At 35.9% G+C, this 17126-nt stretch carries 12 protein-coding genes; 7 read left to right on the top strand and 5 right to left on the bottom strand.

Annotation, left to right across the window (positions count from 1 at the left end):
- Nucleotides 1–438 precede the first annotated feature (438 nt).
- The 7 genes from HN014_RS03685 to HN014_RS03655 all read left to right on the top strand — a co-directional run bounded on the left by HN014_RS03685 (nucleotide 439) and on the right by HN014_RS03655 (nucleotide 10867).
- A complete protein-coding gene (locus HN014_RS03685; protein WP_176027540.1) occupies nucleotides 439–678 on the top strand; it encodes a hypothetical protein in 240 nt (79 codons plus the stop codon).
- Between the two features lie 990 nt (nucleotides 679–1668).
- Nucleotides 1669–1830 (top strand): hypothetical protein, encoded by a 162-nt coding sequence (locus HN014_RS03680; RefSeq protein ID WP_176027539.1) that lies wholly within the window; start codon nucleotides 1669–1671, stop codon nucleotides 1828–1830.
- A 29-nt stretch (nucleotides 1831–1859) separates the two neighbouring features.
- Nucleotides 1860–3839, top strand: a complete 1980-nt coding sequence (locus HN014_RS03675; RefSeq protein ID WP_176027538.1) for a sensor histidine kinase — start codon at nucleotides 1860–1862, stop codon at nucleotides 3837–3839.
- A 53-nt stretch (nucleotides 3840–3892) separates the two neighbouring features.
- A complete protein-coding gene (locus HN014_RS03670; protein WP_176027537.1) occupies nucleotides 3893–5818 on the top strand; it encodes a tetratricopeptide repeat-containing sensor histidine kinase in 1926 nt (641 codons plus the stop codon).
- A gap of 12 nt (nucleotides 5819–5830) precedes the next feature.
- A complete protein-coding gene (locus HN014_RS03665; protein ID WP_176027536.1) occupies nucleotides 5831–6496 on the top strand; it encodes a response regulator in 666 nt (221 codons plus the stop codon).
- Between the two features lie 230 nt (nucleotides 6497–6726).
- The gene (locus HN014_RS03660; RefSeq protein ID WP_176027535.1) at nucleotides 6727–7287 is read left to right on the top strand and encodes an RNA polymerase sigma factor; all 561 of its coding nucleotides are present in this window, start codon (nucleotides 6727–6729) and stop codon (nucleotides 7285–7287) included.
- Nucleotides 7288–7711: 424 nt separating this feature from the next.
- Complete coding sequence (locus HN014_RS03655; protein WP_176027534.1) at nucleotides 7712–10867, top strand: CHAT domain-containing protein; 3156 nt, start codon at nucleotides 7712–7714, stop codon at nucleotides 10865–10867.
- Between the two features lie 51 nt (nucleotides 10868–10918).
- Here the strand turns inward: HN014_RS03655 and dsrP are convergent, their stop codons facing one another.
- The 5 genes from dsrP to HN014_RS03630 all read right to left on the bottom strand — a co-directional run bounded on the left by dsrP (nucleotide 10919) and on the right by HN014_RS03630 (nucleotide 17092).
- Entirely contained in the window at nucleotides 10919–12148 is a 1230-nt protein-coding gene (dsrP, locus tag HN014_RS03650) for a sulfate reduction electron transfer complex DsrMKJOP subunit DsrP (RefSeq protein WP_254884091.1), read from the bottom strand.
- Nucleotides 12149–12253: 105 nt separating this feature from the next.
- Nucleotides 12254–13327 carry a 4Fe-4S dicluster domain-containing protein gene (locus tag HN014_RS03645; RefSeq protein WP_176027532.1) on the bottom strand — a complete coding sequence of 358 codons (1074 nt, stop codon included), beginning with the start codon at nucleotides 13325–13327 and terminating at the stop codon, nucleotides 12254–12256.
- 40 nt (nucleotides 13328–13367) lie between these two features.
- A complete protein-coding gene (locus HN014_RS03640) occupies nucleotides 13368–13997 on the bottom strand; it encodes a cytochrome c3 family protein (RefSeq protein ID WP_176027531.1) in 630 nt (209 codons plus the stop codon).
- Nucleotides 13987–14679, bottom strand: a complete 693-nt coding sequence (locus HN014_RS03635; RefSeq protein WP_176027530.1) for a multiheme c-type cytochrome — start codon at nucleotides 14677–14679, stop codon at nucleotides 13987–13989. The genes HN014_RS03640 and HN014_RS03635 overlap by 11 nt, the downstream gene beginning before the upstream one ends.
- A gap of 127 nt (nucleotides 14680–14806) precedes the next feature.
- Nucleotides 14807–17092 (bottom strand): molybdopterin-dependent oxidoreductase, encoded by a 2286-nt coding sequence (locus tag HN014_RS03630; RefSeq protein ID WP_254884090.1) that lies wholly within the window; start codon nucleotides 17090–17092, stop codon nucleotides 14807–14809.
- Between the last annotated feature and the right edge of the window lie 34 nt (nucleotides 17093–17126).

Below are 17126 nucleotides of genomic sequence, written 5' to 3'. Positions count from 1 at the left end.
GGCGCTTTTTTTGATGTAAGTATATAACCAAACAAAAAAATATAAAAAAACGAACCAACATACATACCAAAAAATGGATATAGTAAGTAAAGCAAGTAGTTAAATCAGAAAAATATGTAATAAATTTTTTAAGAAAATGAGTAACAGATAGTAAGACATAGCGAATTAATTTTTTGGAATCTAAGCAGCTGATATATAAGTGACTGCTAAAGCAGTCAAAAATCCGTGAAATACGGACAGGGATTTTTATGTCTAAATTTAAATATAAATATTTGATAATCAATTAGTTAAAATCAAAAAGTATTTGTGAGAATGTAAAAGTTTTCGTATATTTGTCACTCAAAACAACTAAAAATAAAACATATAAAAAGTACGCAAAAAGAGTGCGCATGTGATCAACACATTTGCACGATTAGTAACAACCAAAAGAAAATAACAATGAAAAAACATCAACATACAAATATAGAGATGGACAGCAGCAAAATATTGTTAGTCGTAGCTACAGAAGGCGCTCTTGATATGAGTGGGTGTGATTTTATTGTTACTCCCTCCCTTCAACAACTAACCCAAACCAGAAGTAACAAAAAAGTGAAAAATACACTTCTATCAGTAGAAACGTATTTTCAGTCGTGGGTAATCGGCGAACGTTACATGGATGTTAAAGCAGCTATTTCGTAAGCTTTAACAAAAGTTCATAAGGATAGAACTTCTCTTTTTGGAGAAGAGGTCGTTTAAAACGAATGATTGTTTTTTCATGAGGATGACGCTATAAAAGAAAGCGCAGACTTCTCAGAAAAGAGAAGAAATACGTGGCGATACATCCCTTATGACTCATGTAGCAGCACGAAAACCAGCAACAGACTATCGTTATAAATAGCGGTAGGAGCATTGTCAAATGGACACCTTTATTCAGAAAAAGTAAAGGAGCTATTAGAAATGCTCACGAATTCTAAAAGCAAATGTTATAAAAATGCTTTTTAGGAGCTGGATCGCCATGTTTACTCAACCAGAAAGCGTGTTTACTCACTGCTGATTGTCGCTGGAATAAGGATATGATATCTTTAAGAAAGCATGACAATCCGTATCAGAAGCGGTATGTATAGAACATTATATCAGTTGCATTTCGAATTTACTGAGATAAAAAAGCATTTTTTATTCCAGTAGGTGCAAGGTGTATATGGTATGAGCCAGGGATGCCAGAAAGGCATGTATATAAACGCTTAGAATGAGTTGAATCATTTTTTTGATTTGAGGCTCGCCTCAATATCGGTAACACTCACTTAGTGAGTAAAATTTCAATAAATAACACAGGAAAATAGTACAGTCATGTAACCTATACGATAACGGATAAAAACAACTTATCAGATACGATGGATTACTATTAGGATATCGGTCATAGCGACCGGTACAGGACGCATAGTGCCTACTATCAGATAAGAAATAATATCCAAACCGCTTGCGGTACAATAAAATCTTATCAACCAAAAATCCAGGTGTGGTCTGCTGTTTCCCAAGGGGAAAGAAGGGGGACACAGCCACACAGGAACATTCTTTCCCAGCAATCAACTGATCATTTCCCATAGGTCGTAGGTATGGCACAGTATACCTATTTGGGGGTAAAGACCTATGGGTGGCCCCCAACACGGAAAACAAAAAAACTATATCAACATGAAAACATTAAAATTCGTATTCCTGATCGTCGTCCTAACCTGCATGAACCTTATCGCTTGTACCCCAGATGATAGTGTACAAGAAAATGAAACCCTTCATACCGAAGTTCTGAGTACTAAAGGAGCGGAGGATGGTTATGAAGATGATGATAATATTTAATAAATTATTTAATTTAGTATATTTGAGGGATGAAACGCCTTTTGTTTTCATCCCTTTTTATATATATAGCTCTTTTTTTAGGAGTAATGTCTTATTCCTGCAAAAAAAAACTTTCCTCATCGGGAGTTTCTGTGCAATTACAACAACAGCTCGATTCTTTAGATGCCTATTATAAGCTAGCCAAAAACAATGCTCATACCAAGGGAGAAAGAATGGCTGCCATCAATGCCTTTATCACCGGAGCCAAAAACGTAGCGCTGGATTCTTTGCACTGCAAAGGGCTAGTTTTATATGCACAATTACTTAATAAATATAAAGAACCGAAAAGAGCCATTTCCGTTTCCTATACCTTATTAGAGGTAGCTAAGCAAAGCCAAGATAGCGTATATATGGGAAAAGCCTTATTTTTATTAGGTTTCTATAATAAAAAACGAAATAAGTATTTAAAAACCTTTAACTTTTATAACCAATCTTTTAAAATCCATAGAAATATAAAGGATAGTATTAGAGCAGGGAAATGTTTAATGGCAATGTCTAATATTCAACGGGTCTTAGGGGATCATAATGCCTGTATGATGACGGCTACCGATGGGCTAACCTACCTGGAGGGAACCCAAGAATACAGACTCCTTGGCGGACTGTATCAAAATATAGCAATTGCATTTATGGATTTAGGAAATCCTAAAGAAGCTCTTTTTTGGAATACCAGAAATATGGGATTGTTTAAGGATTCTATAGCAAGGAAGCAATTTAGGAGTAGAGATATTTTTAACACAAAAAATGCCCGTGCCAGTATTTTGAGAAAACAAGGGCGGTATACAGAAAGTATTGCGATTTTGAATGACCTGATTGCAGATCAGGGGGTAATACAGCAGCCCAGAGAATATGCCAAATTTTTAGCTAATTTAGGCTATGTCAAGTTTCTTAAAGATCCCGAAAACCCGGAAAGTGAAGAGATGCTGCTAAAAGCACATCAGATCCGGGAGCAGGAAGAGGATCTTTTTGGATTATATGCTAGTAATTTATATTTGACCAAATATTATAAAAATAAGGATGTTGTAAAAGCAAGAGCCCATGCCTATGAAGCTTATCGGGTGGTAAAGGATATAGGGGACAGAGAGTCTCTTTTAGAAATTTTAACGCTGATTACTGCCCTAAACCCGGATTCCTTAGAGGATCACCAGCGTTTTAAAGAAGTCAGTCTGGAATTAATGGAGCTGCGCAAAAAAACACGGGAGATTTATGCCCCCACCCGATTCGAGAATGAAAGCCTGCTAAAAGAAAATGAAGCCAAAAATCGTAAAATAGCGCAGGTACGTAACCAAAACACCATTTACCTATTGGTGTTATTAGTGGCATTGATGGGGATTGGATTTAGTATATTTTTCTTTCGGCAACGTACCCGCAATCTGGCACAGCAAAGTAAAATTGCGCAGTTCGAGGCGCGTTATGAAACCGAAATCCGTATTTCCAAACGATTGCATGACGAACTGGGGAATGATATTTTTCAGTTAATGCTCCAATACCAAAAGAATCCGCATGATCCGCAGATTAAGGAGAAATTAAATACCTCTTATCAGAGGGCACGGGACATTTCCAGAGAAAATAATGAGTTTGATACCGGTTCTGCTTATGGGCAGGAGCTCAATAATATGTTGCAGAACTACGCTCAGAACGGGCAGCAGTTATTAGTTCGTGGCTTGGATGCCATGGAGTGGGATACCCAGGCAAAAACGACCAAAATTACAGTATATCGGGTCTTACAGGAATTAATGACCAATATGCAAAAACACAGTCAGGCAAGTTTGGTTGCTTTGTTGTTTAAAGAGGAGGATAAAAAGTTGATTATTAAGTATTCTGATAACGGAGTGGGAATGGATCTTAGAACCACAATCAGTAAAAATGGACTTCAAAATACAGAAAAGCGTATTCAGGCAATAGGAGGAAGCCTTATCTTTGATTCAGAAAAAGATAAAGGTGTCAAAGCCGAAATCCAAATTCCGAATTAAAAGGATTTGATTTTAAAAGATAGAATAGGTACTTTAGGCTATTTCTTACCGCAATGAGCTGTCAAATAAAAATTTTTCTTCCTATACTATTAATCAGTATGTTGATAGGATGTACTGCCAAACAAAGTTCTCAGAAGACGGTTACTGAGGAGATTGAATTCTATATTGATAAAGCAAAAAATAAAAAGTTACCGGTTACCGATCGTAAACAATATTTAGAAGAAGCCTATAAGATATATGATCAATTAGAAGATAGTTTTTACAAACGAGAAAAGATAGATCAAATAGCTATGATATATTCAGGGTTTGAAGAATATGATATCCGAAGAGATCTGTATAGAATCAACCTTAAACTTTCTACAAAAATCAAAGATTCTTTTGGTATTGCTAAAGCGAATATGGGCTTAGGGATTCATTATCAAACCACGGAATTGGATAGTGCTTATTATTATTTTTCCAGAGCGCTTAAAGTCTTTGATCAATTAGATGGACATGAATATATTCATGGAAAGACATTGATTGCAATGGCAAGAGTTTTACAACGTACGAATGATAATATTAGGGCAGAAGCGTTAACAGTTCAGGCAATTAAAAAGTTTAAAAAGTCTGAAAGATATACTTATATGTTCCTTGCATATACTAATTTGGGAGTTATTTCCAGATACTTTAAACGTTATAGGCAGGCGATTGAATATCATAAAAAAGCAATTGAGAATGCTATCGGTGCAAAAATGGAAGTATATAAGATTGTTGCGTCATATAATAATATAGGTATAGTTTATAGAGATCAAAAGAAGTATGAAAAGGCGATAGCTTATTTTGATAAAGCACTAACATATAAAAAGTATCTCAAAGAAAAACCAAAAAAGTACGCCCGATTAATAAGTAATAAGGCGGAAGTATCTTTTTTATCAGGTAAGAAAGAGAATGTTTTGGATTTGTTTTATAAAGCACTATATATTAGAGATAGTTTATGCGATAAGCCAGGGTTAGTCTCTAACTACTTAGACCTATCTAAGTACTATAAGGTGATTAACAAAGATAGTATAGCTATGAGATTTGCTATACATGCTAAGGATATTGCTTTAGAAATAAAAAATCATGAAGAGCTTTTGATGGCATATAAGATTCTGTCAGAAGTTTCTCCTGTTAAGCAACGGGTAGGATATGCACATGCGTATATTCGGTTAAGTGATAGTCTACAGCATGTGGAGCGTATGTACAGGAATAAGTTTGCCAGAATTCGGTATGAAACCGCAGAAAAAGAACAGCAGATAAATTTGGTACGTAACCAAAACACCATTTACCTATTGGTGCTATTAGTGGCATTGATGGGGATTGGATTTAGTATATTTTTCTTTCGGCAACGTACCCGCAATCTGGCACAGCAAAGTAAAATTGCGCAGTTCGAGGCACGTTATGAAACCGAAACGCGTATTTCCAAACGATTGCATGACGAACTGGGGAATGATATTTTTCAGTTAATGCTCCAATACCAAAAGAATCCGCATGATCCTCAGATTAAGGAGAAACTAAATACCTCTTATCATAGGGCACGGGACATTTCCAGAGAAAATAATGAGTTTGATACCGGTTCTTCTTATGGGCAGGAGCTCAATAATATGTTGCAGAACTACGCTCAGAACGGGCAGCAGTTATTAGTTCGTGGCTTGGATACCATGGAGTGGGATCCCCAGGCAAAAACGACCAAAATTACAGTATATCGGGTCTTACAGGAATTAATGACCAATATGCAAAAACACAGTCAGGCAAGTTTGGTTGCTTTGTTGTTTAAAGAGGAGGATAAAAAGTTGATTATTAAGTATTCTGATAACGGAGTGGGAATGGATCTTAGGACCACAATCAGTAAAAATGGACTTCAAAATACAGAAAAGCGTATTCAGGCAATAGGAGGAAGCCTTATCTTTGATTCAGAAAAAGACAAAGGTGTTAAAGCCGAAATCCAAATTCCGAATTAAAAAATACGTTTTATGTTTACGAAAGTATTGGTGGCAGAAGATTATGAAATTGCCAATCAGGGGATTATTAGGGTTCTTCAGGAAGAGATTGGCATTCAAAACATCGAGGAGGCTAAATATTGTGATGAAGCCTATCTCAAATTTAGAAAAGCACTGCAAGACCAAACCCCATTTGAGTTATTGATCACGGATCTTTCTTTTAAAGAAGATCACAAAGTACAGACCAGAACCTCTGGAATCGATCTGATACAAGATATCAGAAAGATACAGCCGGATATCAAGGTGATCGTCTATTCACAGGAAGACAGACCTGATAAAATTAATATGCTATTCGATGTCCATACGATTGATGGTTATGTGTGTAAAGGCCAACAAGCCATCAAAGAATTAGTAGATTGTATAACAGGAGTGTTTCAGGGAGATACAGTACACCCCCCCCAATTGGCAGATAGGAATACCAATGAAATGATTCACTTAGACGATCTGGATATGATACTACTGGAAGAATTGTCTAAGGGATTTACCAAGAAAGAAATCAGAGTCAAATTACAGGAGCAAAAAATAAAACCCAATAGCGAGAGCGCTATTGATAAAAGAGTAAGTAAGTTATTTGATGATTTTAAGGCAAAAAACACGACACATCTCGTAGCGATAGCAAAAGATTTAGGGTTGTTATAAGCGTATGTTGTATCGTTGCATTTGAGCCCTTGATACACAGGGGATATTGTATTGTTTTTAGAAAGGATATTGTTCTCAAAATCAATTTTTTTCAAAAAAAAAGACCCGGATTACAGAAATCTGTATTGAGATGTCCGATAGCTGATTTAAGTTTGTATAGTACTAGCAAGTAAGTGATAGATGCTGAGGAGCTTCTCCTAAATATGAAAGGGAAACAAACTAACTATACAATGGAAAAAGATCAAGTAATTATCACAGGAATCATCAACGGGAATGAAAAAATCCTAACACGTTTCTACGATGAAAACATACGCTATATTCAGGGGTATGTATTGAGAAATCATGGAAAACCTGAGGATGTAGAAGATGTCTTTCAGGATGCATTAATGGTATTGTACCAGAAGTTGAATTCCGGGATTTTTGAGTTAACAGGATCTATTAGAACCTATTTTTATGGGATTTGCAAAAATATCTGGAGAAACCAACTACGAAGAAAACCGATTTTTACAGATGGGAAACACATGCTCGAAGAGATTACCTATGATTCTTTGCTGGCTGATATAGAAAATCAAGAAAGAGAACAGTTTTATAAGAAGTATTTCCAACAGCTAAGTACAGATAATAAACAGCTACTGTATCTTTTTTTCGAAGGGAAGTCAATGAAAGAAATAGCTCAGATAACAGGGTATTCTGAAATTTATACGCGTAAAAAGAAATTTCTGGCCAAAAAGAAACTATTAGAAATGATGGAACAAGATCCATTGTATAATGAATTAAGAGCTGTATCCTAAAATGGATTATTACAATATATTGATATAGTTATGCGGGGGCAATAACATATATAGACAGTGAATTTTAGAAGAAGCCTTATGATTTCATAAGGTAGTTGAATAGAGGTATATTTTGTGGGGAAATATACCTCTTCTCTTTTTACTCCTGTCTTGATTTACATTGGAGACTTAAAAAACTGAAAGAGATATGCAGCAGCATCCAGTGGATATTGTGCAATAAGAAAATGAAAAAAAGTATTTTATAAGAAGGGGAGCGTTGTATAATTATTTGATTTGTAAAATAAAAAACTACATTTGAATCAATGTCACTTTTTTTATCGCAAAAAAAGACCAGTAAAATGAGGATCATAAATTCAGTAGATATCAACCTGTGCTAATGATAGGCGAATGCATACTGAATTACAGAATAATATGCCAATCAACAATGAATACCCTTACAAGAATCGTATTAGTTTTATTTGTAACCCTGTATTTCCCAATGTTGTTTTCCCAGGAAGAGAAACAGACCGCATATCAGTTTTTTAGACAGGGGGAAGAACAGTTTTTTTATGGAAAATTCAAAGAAGCTACCCGCTCATTAGAGAAGGCAGTAATGATCTATAAGGATACAAAACAGTTTAGTGAGCTTCCTAAGGTATATAATGTTTTAGCAAAATCGTACCTAGAGAATTACCAGTTGGATAAGGTACAGTTTTGTGTAGAAAAAGCCTTGTTGTACAGTCGGATTAAAAGTAAGGAAAATAAAAGAGAAGAAGCAAATGCCATAGAACATCAGGGAACCGTATTTCTCTTTAGAAGAAAATTAGGAGCCGCGCTAAAAAAATATGAAGAAGCACTGATGATTCGGGAGAAGAATATGTCAGATGACAAAGAGGTGATGGCAGTATCGTATTATCGCTTAGGAAAAGTATATGTCGAATTAGGGAAGTACGAACAAGCAAAGGCGTATTTAGAAAAAGCGTTTATCACAAATGAAGGCAAAACTCCGACACAAAAAATTTTGCAAGCCAATATTCATGAAGTGATCGGGCAACTTCATTATAACAAAAGAGAATTTGACAAGGCACTTACTTTTTTTGAAAAAACATTTGAGATCGCAAAAGAAGTGTATGAAAAAGAAAATCCATACTTCGGAAGACTTTATAATGAATTAGGGGTTATATACTCGATAAAAGAAGATTTTAATGCAAGCCTTGATTATTACAAGAAAGGATTGAGTGTTAGTATTTCTCAGTTAGGTGTAGATCACCCGGAACAAATGATGATTCATTTTAATATGGGAACGGTGTACCTAAAACAGCACCAGAAGTATAAAGCCATATTCCATACAGAGAAAGCATTGGCTATGGGGCTAAAAGTTTTTAGACCGGATCATGAGAATATGTTTTATCCGTTTAGTCAATTAGGTCAGATATACGGAGATGAAAAAGGAATTGAATATATAGAAAAAGCCTTAGCAATTTGTCATAAGTCAACACATAAGAATTTCTTGAGAATATCTTATTTGCATGAGTACCTGGCAGAAATTTATATGAGTCTGAATAATAATACAGCAGCACTCAAAAATGCCCAAAAGACACTGGATCTCCGGTTGCGAATGTTTGGAGAGCAAAACCCCAATACAATCAAATCCTATAATTTGGTATCGAAGATATATGCAAAATGTACAGATTATAAAAATGCTTTACTATATAATAGAAAAGCGATTGGTCATAACTATGAAACAGATAAACAATCAGAGACAAAGACGACAGAATCTTCATTAGGGAATTATTTAGATACTGATTTATTGTTAGAAACAATGGAAATCCGATCAGATGTTTTTCTTAGAAAATATAAAAGTACTCGCAATAAAGAAGACCTGGAGGAAGCAATATTATTTTGTGAAAAAGCAATTGCAGTAATTCCTCAAATAGAACAAAGAAAGCGAAATTATGACGACCGGATAAAGTTTTCAGAAATTGTAAAATCGATATATGCCAGGAGCATAGAAGCAAATTTATTACTTACGAAAGAGCAAGTTTCCGAGACCTCCTATCATACTCCTTTTTATTATTCTGAAAAAAGTAAGGCAACTGTTTTGAGGGCAATAGCAAAACGGGAAACGATAAAAAAAACAGTTGCTATTGATTTTACGTTGTTGAATACTGAAAAAACATTGAATATACAGATAGCAAGATTAAACTCGCAGATTCTTAAGGAAACTACAAAAGAGCGGCGAGATTCTGTAAAGCTATATAAATTGGAGGGGGAATTATTAGATGTATCCTTGCGAAGAGATTCTGTAGCAAAAGAAATAGAAACCTACTATCCCGCATATTATAAAAAAAATAAATCAAGAGAAGATATTATTACAGTTTCTGAGGTACAGAACAAATTGGAAGCCCATACTACACTAGTCGAATTCTTTAGATCTGATGCGGTTTTATATGTGTTTATTATTACGAATACGACTATTGAGGTCAGAGAGTTAGCAGTACCATTGCTGGATAAGCATATTGAGGAACTTAATAACAGTATTACAGCGAAAAATCACCATCAGTTTATAAAAAAATCAAGACAACTATATCGACAACTCATTGCTCCGATAAAGGATGCTTTTGTTGGGGATAGGTTAGTATTGATTCCTGATGAATCTTTATGGCATTTGCCATTTGATTTGTTACTGACCAGAGAAGAAAAAAATGAAGCAGGGAAATTATCGTATTTACTTTTTGAGTATGCCATTAGTTATGCGAATTCAGCCAGCTTATTATATAAAAATAACACAGGGGCAAAAAATGATGGATTGTTAGATGAATGCCTTGCATTTTCATATACCAGTACGGATACAATAGACAGTAAAGAAGAGGTGCTTTCTTTGCGAAAATTAAGAGATGAGAAGGCAGACTTACCAGGAACAAGAAAAGAAATAAAGGCGATTTCCAACATTGTAAATGGAAAATATTATTATCATAAAAGTGCGAATGAGGTAAACTTTAAAAAAGTGGTAAATAATTATAAGTTGGTACACCTGGCGTTACATGGAGAAATAGATCATATAAACCCTAAGAATTCGAAAATACTTTTTTCAGATACTGAAGCAACTACCTTTGAGGATAACAAATTGTTTAGTCATGAATTATATGCGTTAGATATTCCAGCAGAACTGGTGGTATTAAGTGCTTGTAATACAGGAGCCGGCAAGATAAATAAAGGAGAAGGTATTCTTAGTGTAGGGAATGCTTTTCAGTATGCAGGAGTAAAAAGTCTTTTGTTGAGCAAATGGGAAATTTCAGATCAAACAACTCCTGAGGTAATGGCACTTTTTTATGAAAATTTGCAACAGGGAATGAATAAAGACAAGGCGCTTCAACAAGCAAAAGTTGATTTTTTGAAGGCATCTGATGTCTTTACAGAAGCTCCTTTTTACTGGGGGAGCTTTTATGTACTGGGGAATACAGATGCCATTTCTTTTTTTCAATCCGATATATATGAGAAAGAATGGTTGTTTGCCTGGCTCCTTATCTTTTCAGGATTGGGAATACTATTTTATTGGAGGAAATCTCGGATACATAAAAAGGATTCCGGGACGAAATAAAAAATGATGATTAAAAATAGATGTATTCATATACATACATTATTACTAAGTTTATTCTTTAGAAACAGTCTCTTTCTTATATCGCAATTGTCCAAGTTCTATTTTTATAGCTGTTTTGGCTAGAATTGTAAACACAAAAGCACCCAAGGCCCAGATCCCTAATGTTACTCCTATTTCAATTCCTGTCGGGGTATATTCTGCAATTTTTCCATATGGTCCAGGGATAAAACCAGGAACGATTAATCCGAAACCTTTCTCAATCCAAATAGCAATAAAAAGTAAAGAACAAGCAAAATATAAAATCTTAAAATTATTTCTCAGTTTATGGAATGTAAGTAATAGTGTGGCTATCAAATTCATAGAAATAGCAGTCCAGATCCAGGGAAGTAAGGCTTTCTTTCCATGTAGCCCAAAGAACAAATAATATGCGCTTTCACTATGATGAGTTGGAGCATAAAACTCTTTGAATAACTCAGAAACAAGCATAATTAAGTTAATCTGAGCTGCTACGGTAACAACGATCCCAATTTTTTTTAAGGTTTTGTCTTCAATGCGAAAAGAACTACTGTATCGAATTAATGCCAATACCAAAATAATTAATGCAGGACCAGCAGCAAATGCAGAGGCTAAAAAACGAGGACCTAATAAAGCATTATTCCAGAACGGACGTGCCTGTAACCCCTGATATAGAAAGGCTGTAACCAAATGAATCCCTACTGCCCAGAGAACAGATAATAATGCTCCGGGAACATATACTTTAGACAAAGCATCTTTTCCTTGGTAATGTCTGAATAATATATAAAAAGGAATGCTGATATTTATGAATAAATACCCATTAAGTGCAATAACATCCCAGGTAAGCATAGAGTCTGGAAAATTAAAAACACCAATTCCAGGGAGCATATGCCATAATACAGAAGGGCCTCCCATATCAGCAACGACAAAAGCTAAACACATGATGAGAGCAGCAACAGCAAGTCCTTCTCCAATAAGTACCGCTTGTTTAAAATCAATATCCTTCAACACATAAGTAGGCATGACTAAAATAACAGCAGCAGCGGCAACACCCACTAAAAAAGTAAAATTAGAGATGTAAAGCCCCCAGCTTACACGATCTGTCATTCCAGTAACACTTAGACCATGTTCTAATTGAATGGTATAACAATACATACCTATAAGCATGATAAAAGTGAGAAAAGCCATCCATAGATGGTATTTTTTTGATCCATGGAGAATAGCTTGTAGACTGTCTTTTACTAAACTGATAAATACTGTAAACATTTTCATTTGATTTTGGTTGTTGATCTGGGAATAAGAAATAATAAGCCAGATCTTATGTTAAAGCCCACGGCTTTTTTATCTTTTAATTCTCAATTAGATGGAGTGTTAATCCATGAAATACCAGAATTTAGGCTCAGTACCTAAGTCTTCTTTTAGTCTGAATACTTTTTTATTCTCTAAGACCCACCTAATGGTACTGTTAGGATCTAGTAAGTTTCCAAAAATTCGTGCTCCTGTAGGGCAAGCCTCTACACAAGCAGGATTTTTCCCGGCTCTTGACCGCTGAACACAGAATGTGCATTTTTCCATAACCCCTTTTTTACGCAATCTGTTCCCTAGATAGTGTTGGTTTTTATTAATTTCTGCTTCAGGAACCTCGGGTTGAGACCAGTTAAACCGCCTTCCGTCATAGGGACATGCAGCCATACAATAACGGCAACCGACACACCAGTCATAATCAATAACCACTAGTCCATCCTCTTCTTGCCAGGTCGCTTGTACCGGACATACCTTGGTACAGGGAGGATTATCGCAATGAAAACATTGAGTTCCCATATAAAAATGACCTTCTGCAGGAACCTCATGATAGTAATTGTCATCTGCTTCATTGAAGTTAAACCCTTTTCCATCTTTCATTTCATGAATTCGGATATATTGCATTTGAGAATTTCTATCCTGATTATTTTCTTCCACGCATGCATTAACACAATCCATATAGCCTTGGCATTTAGAAATGTTAAATGCATATCCAAACAATACGTTTTCTTCTGGACCTTGAGAAGAAAGATTAATTGTTTTGCCGGTACGTAATTCATAAGAGCGAGCTAATCGTTCTACAGTGGCTTTTTTTTCCTCCTCGGACATTAATTTATAATTGCCTTTAAATTGTTCTTCCCAGTCGATTTGCGCTTTTTCTTTGGATTCATTACCAGAAACCAAACTACAGGAAGTACTGACAGCTCCAGCACCTATCAATAAGCTGGCAGTTAGTTTTTTAAAAGCAGTTCTGCGATCCATAGGAACATCAAATACCTGATCAAACCCATCTTTTTGTTGAGGGGAGGTATCGGCAGAATGACAATCGCCTTCCTTTTTTCCGCAACTGCAGGAAGATGAAGAGGCATTTTCTTTTCTAGATCCGAGGTTTAGAGAAAACCATTTTTTAGTAGTATTACTCATATTAGATATGATTATATGTTTGTCACCTTAGTGATAAGGTCTATTCTCGTTCTTTTATTTTTTGTGTATTGTATCGCACAGGCCACTTAGATTCAAAATGAGGTTTATGTGGATTATGACAGTTTACGCAAGTCAAAGCAGTTCTCGGAGGAGCCCAGCTTTTTACTTGTTTACCATGAGCACCTCCCTTCCAATCAGTAAATTGTTTAGAGTGACATTGACTGCATAATTGATAGCTTTTGTTAAAATTAATAGGGGTCCCGGTTATACTCTGAAGCTGATCCATATTATCTCCGTTATGGCAGCTAATGCAATTCATTGTATGCTCATCAGCATGCTGAAGTTTGATATTCCAATGTGCTTTTTTAGAAGCGGTTCCTTTCATTTCTTTTAGTGGACTGCTATGACATTCAGTACAGGCAAAGGAGGTGATTTCACCTGTTCTTTCTGGGATTAAAAAAGTATGCTCTCCTTCAGTTATTTTTATGGTATTCAGGTGTTTGGTGTGTAATTCAGAGGTGGTGGAAGTAGCATGGAAGCTCTTGCTTTTAGCCTCAATTTTATCCGTAATACTATGGTATTCATCTTCATGATGCTTACATGAGATAAGCAAGGAAAGAACAGTGATATAACCAACCCAATTTACTAGTATCTTATGTTTATTTTTCATGAGTATTTGGTCTTATAAAAATGGAAGAATTGGTTACGGTATTATCAGTAGAAACGTGGCATTGTCTGCAGTTGATACGCTCTGGATGAGATACTCTAATTTCTTTAGGGGCACTTGGTCCAGCGTGACACGACAGACAGTTTTCCCGCATTTGAATTTGATGAGGTATCATAGGAGGACTTCCTACTAAGGCACTATTTGTGCCTACAGAAGGTGCGGCAGCTTTAAAAAAGTTATTTTCTTTAAATAATTGCTGTGTATGCTGAGGGACGTGACATTGTTTACAGTTGAGCATTTCAGGATGAGGGGTAACCGGAGCATAGGCTTTATATTTAGTTACGAATCCTCCATTTTGATGACATTGCAAACATTCTTTTTCCCCCATAGCTCTTTCATTAGAAACCGGATGAGGGATACTGGGAGGAGCCCCATGAAAAGCTCTATTCTCATAATAAGTATCTAAACTTCTTTGATGTATTTCATCAACAGTCATGTTAGCATATTCTAATGCATATTTTGACCTTATAAAAACCCCGGTTTCTGATGGGATTAAAGGAGTTGATATCTCTTGCTCCAAAGGGATATAGGCATCTTCTAAGCCTGTTTGATAGCTATAATTCCAAATAGCAATAAAGCTTATAAAGAGCACTATAAATAATGATATGATGCCTAATCTTTTCATCTAAGTGTTTTTTTACTAAAACTGCTTCCTGTTTTATTTTTTTCAACCAGATGCAGCTTGCATTAATCGATATGTTGTATCATCTGCCTTTATTACTTTGAGTTGGCAGATGAGAATGGTTATTCGTTTATGCTTTTTCTACTTTTACAGCACACTTTTTATAATCAGGTTCTTTAGAAATAGGGCAGAAAGAGTCCAATGTGATATCATTGATCAGCATGCTTTCATCAAAAAAAGGAACAAATACCTGCATAGGAGCAGGAACCCCCCTTTGATTGACGGAAGCTGGTAATATAATTTCTCCTCTTCTAGTAGTAAGTTTAACGCTATCTCCATTTCGAATTTGCATTCGCTTAGCATCTGAAGGGTTCAATTCTACGTAAGCATGAGGCATTGCTTTGTGCAATACAGGAATTCTTCGGGTCATGGAACCCGTATGCCAATGTTCTACGACCCTTCCAGTACAAAGCCAGAAAGGAAATTCCTGATCAGGTTCCTCAGCAGCTGGTTCGTACGGGCGTTGCCATATAACTGCTTTACCATCCGGCTTCCCATAAAAATGAAAATCTTTTCCGTTAGTACATGCAGGATCGTATTTAGAATTAAAACGCCATTTTGTAGATTTCCCTTCTACGTATGGCCATAAAGCTCCTGATTGTGTTTTTAAGACCTCCAGAGGAGCCATGTTGTGTTTTTTTCCTTCATGGTGTCTTCGGTATTCATTATAAATTTCTTCAATATGTGTTTCTTTCTGGTAATAGAACTGTTTTTCGTATCCTAGACGTTTGGCAACTTCGATAAGCTGCCAAGTATCGCTCATTGCTTCTCCTGGAGGAGCAACCATTTGTTCGAAATATTGTGTTCTTCGTTCTGAATTTCCGTATAACCCTTCTCGCTCAATCCACATAGCTGATGGTAGTATAACATCGGCAATGTCTGTAGTAGGAGTTGGGTATACATCAGATACGACGATAAAACGCCCTTCTTTTTTAGCCCCGTCTCTATAGCGTTTTAGCTTAGGGATGGTTACCATAGGATTGGTTACTTGTATCCACATAAATCGTATATCTCCTCTGTCTAATGCTCTGAACATCTCTATGGTGTGATATGTCGGCTTTGGAGAAATATTTTCTGCCGGGACTTCCCAGATTTTTGCAGCGAACTCCCGATGTTTTTTGTTCATAACTACCCCGTGTGGGAGCTTATGTGTTAGTGTTCCTACTTCTCTTACCGTTCCACAAGCGCTTGGCTGTCCGGTTAGAGAAAAGGGGCTATTTCCGGGAGAGGAAATCTTACCTGTTAATAGATGAATATTATAAATCAGATTATTCATCCAAGTGCCTCTGGAGTGTTGATTTGGTCCCATACACCAAAAAGACATTACTTTTTTATTAGGGTCTCCGTAATACGCAGCCATATACTTAATCTCTTTGGCAGAGACTCCTGATATTTTTTCTACTTTTTCAGGAGTGTAATCTTTTAGAAATTCTTTATAAGATTCGAAGTCAATTTTTTGAGGTTTATCTTTGAATTTGAAGTTATCTTCCAAACCGTACCCCATATTGGTTAGCCCTTTACTGAAATTACAATGTGTTTCTATAAAAGCGGTATTTACCCACCCATTATTAATGATTTCATAGCAAATAGCATTTGCTACGGCAAGGTCTGTTTGTGGTTTGAAAATAATAGAAGTATCTGCTGCCATACTGGTTCGGGTCGTTCGGGTCGCAAAATCAATGATTTTTACACCTCTTTTTAATCGTTGATCTAATAACCTAGAAAATAATACAGGGTGCATTTCTGCCATATTATTACCCCATAGAACAAAAACATCAGCATGATCGATATCTTCATAACATCCCATTGGTTCATCAAGCCCAAATGAAGAGAGAAACCCCGTTACTGCAGTAGCCATACACAAACGTGCATTTGCTTCGACATTATTTGTTCCGATACATCCTTTAAATAGTTTAGAGGCAACATATCCATCAGGAATTGTCCATTGTCCGGAACCGTATATGGAAACAGCATCTTTTCCATGTTCTGTTATTGTTTCTTTCATTTTAGAAGCAATAAGATCTAATGCTTCCTTCATAGAGGTTTCTACATAGGTTCCATTTTTTTTAATAAGAGGTTTCGTCAATCTGTCTTTTCCATATAGAGCGATAACAGAATGGTACCCTTTTACACAGCAAAGCCCTTTGTTGACAGGGGATTTAGGATCTCCCTTAACGGCTACTGCTTTTCCATCTTCAACTCCTACTAATACACCACAGCCTACTCCGCAAAATCGACAAGGTGTTTTTTTCCAACTTAGATTTGCATTTTTTGGAATATTTTTTTCTTGTTCATCAGCGAATAATATTCCAGGAAAGATTGATGCTGCTGCGGTCATGGCTGATAAAGCAGCCATTTTTTTTATAAAACTTCTTCTATTTGTTAAAGAG

It is taken from the genome of Aquimarina sp. TRL1 (assembly GCF_013365535.1).
Lineage (GTDB): Bacteria > Bacteroidota > Bacteroidia > Flavobacteriales > Flavobacteriaceae > Aquimarina > Aquimarina hainanensis.
This window is presented reverse-complemented; position numbering and strand designations above follow the sequence as displayed.

Coding starts and splice junctions, on each gene's coding strand:
- dsrP (WP_254884091.1), bottom strand. CDS start 12,148: ATGTTTACAGTATTTATCAGTTTAGTAAAAGACAGTCTACAAGCTATT.
- HN014_RS03680 (WP_176027539.1), top strand. CDS start 1,669: ATGAAAACATTAAAATTCGTATTCCTGATCGTCGTCCTAACCTGCATG.
- HN014_RS03645 (WP_176027532.1), bottom strand. CDS start 13,327: ATGAGTAATACTACTAAAAAATGGTTTTCTCTAAACCTCGGATCTAGA.
- HN014_RS03665 (WP_176027536.1), top strand. CDS start 5,831: ATGTTTACGAAAGTATTGGTGGCAGAAGATTATGAAATTGCCAATCAG.
- HN014_RS03675 (WP_176027538.1), top strand. CDS start 1,860: ATGAAACGCCTTTTGTTTTCATCCCTTTTTATATATATAGCTCTTTTT.
- HN014_RS03660 (WP_176027535.1), top strand. CDS start 6,727: ATGGAAAAAGATCAAGTAATTATCACAGGAATCATCAACGGGAATGAA.
- HN014_RS03630 (WP_254884090.1), bottom strand. CDS start 17,092: ATGGCTGCTTTATCAGCCATGACCGCAGCAGCATCAATCTTTCCTGGA.
- HN014_RS03655 (WP_176027534.1), top strand. CDS start 7,712: ATGAATACCCTTACAAGAATCGTATTAGTTTTATTTGTAACCCTGTAT.
- HN014_RS03640 (WP_176027531.1), bottom strand. CDS start 13,997: ATGAAAAATAAACATAAGATACTAGTAAATTGGGTTGGTTATATCACT.
- HN014_RS03670 (WP_176027537.1), top strand. CDS start 3,893: ATGAGCTGTCAAATAAAAATTTTTCTTCCTATACTATTAATCAGTATG.
- HN014_RS03635 (WP_176027530.1), bottom strand. CDS start 14,679: ATGAAAAGATTAGGCATCATATCATTATTTATAGTGCTCTTTATAAGC.
- HN014_RS03685 (WP_176027540.1), top strand. CDS start 439: ATGAAAAAACATCAACATACAAATATAGAGATGGACAGCAGCAAAATA.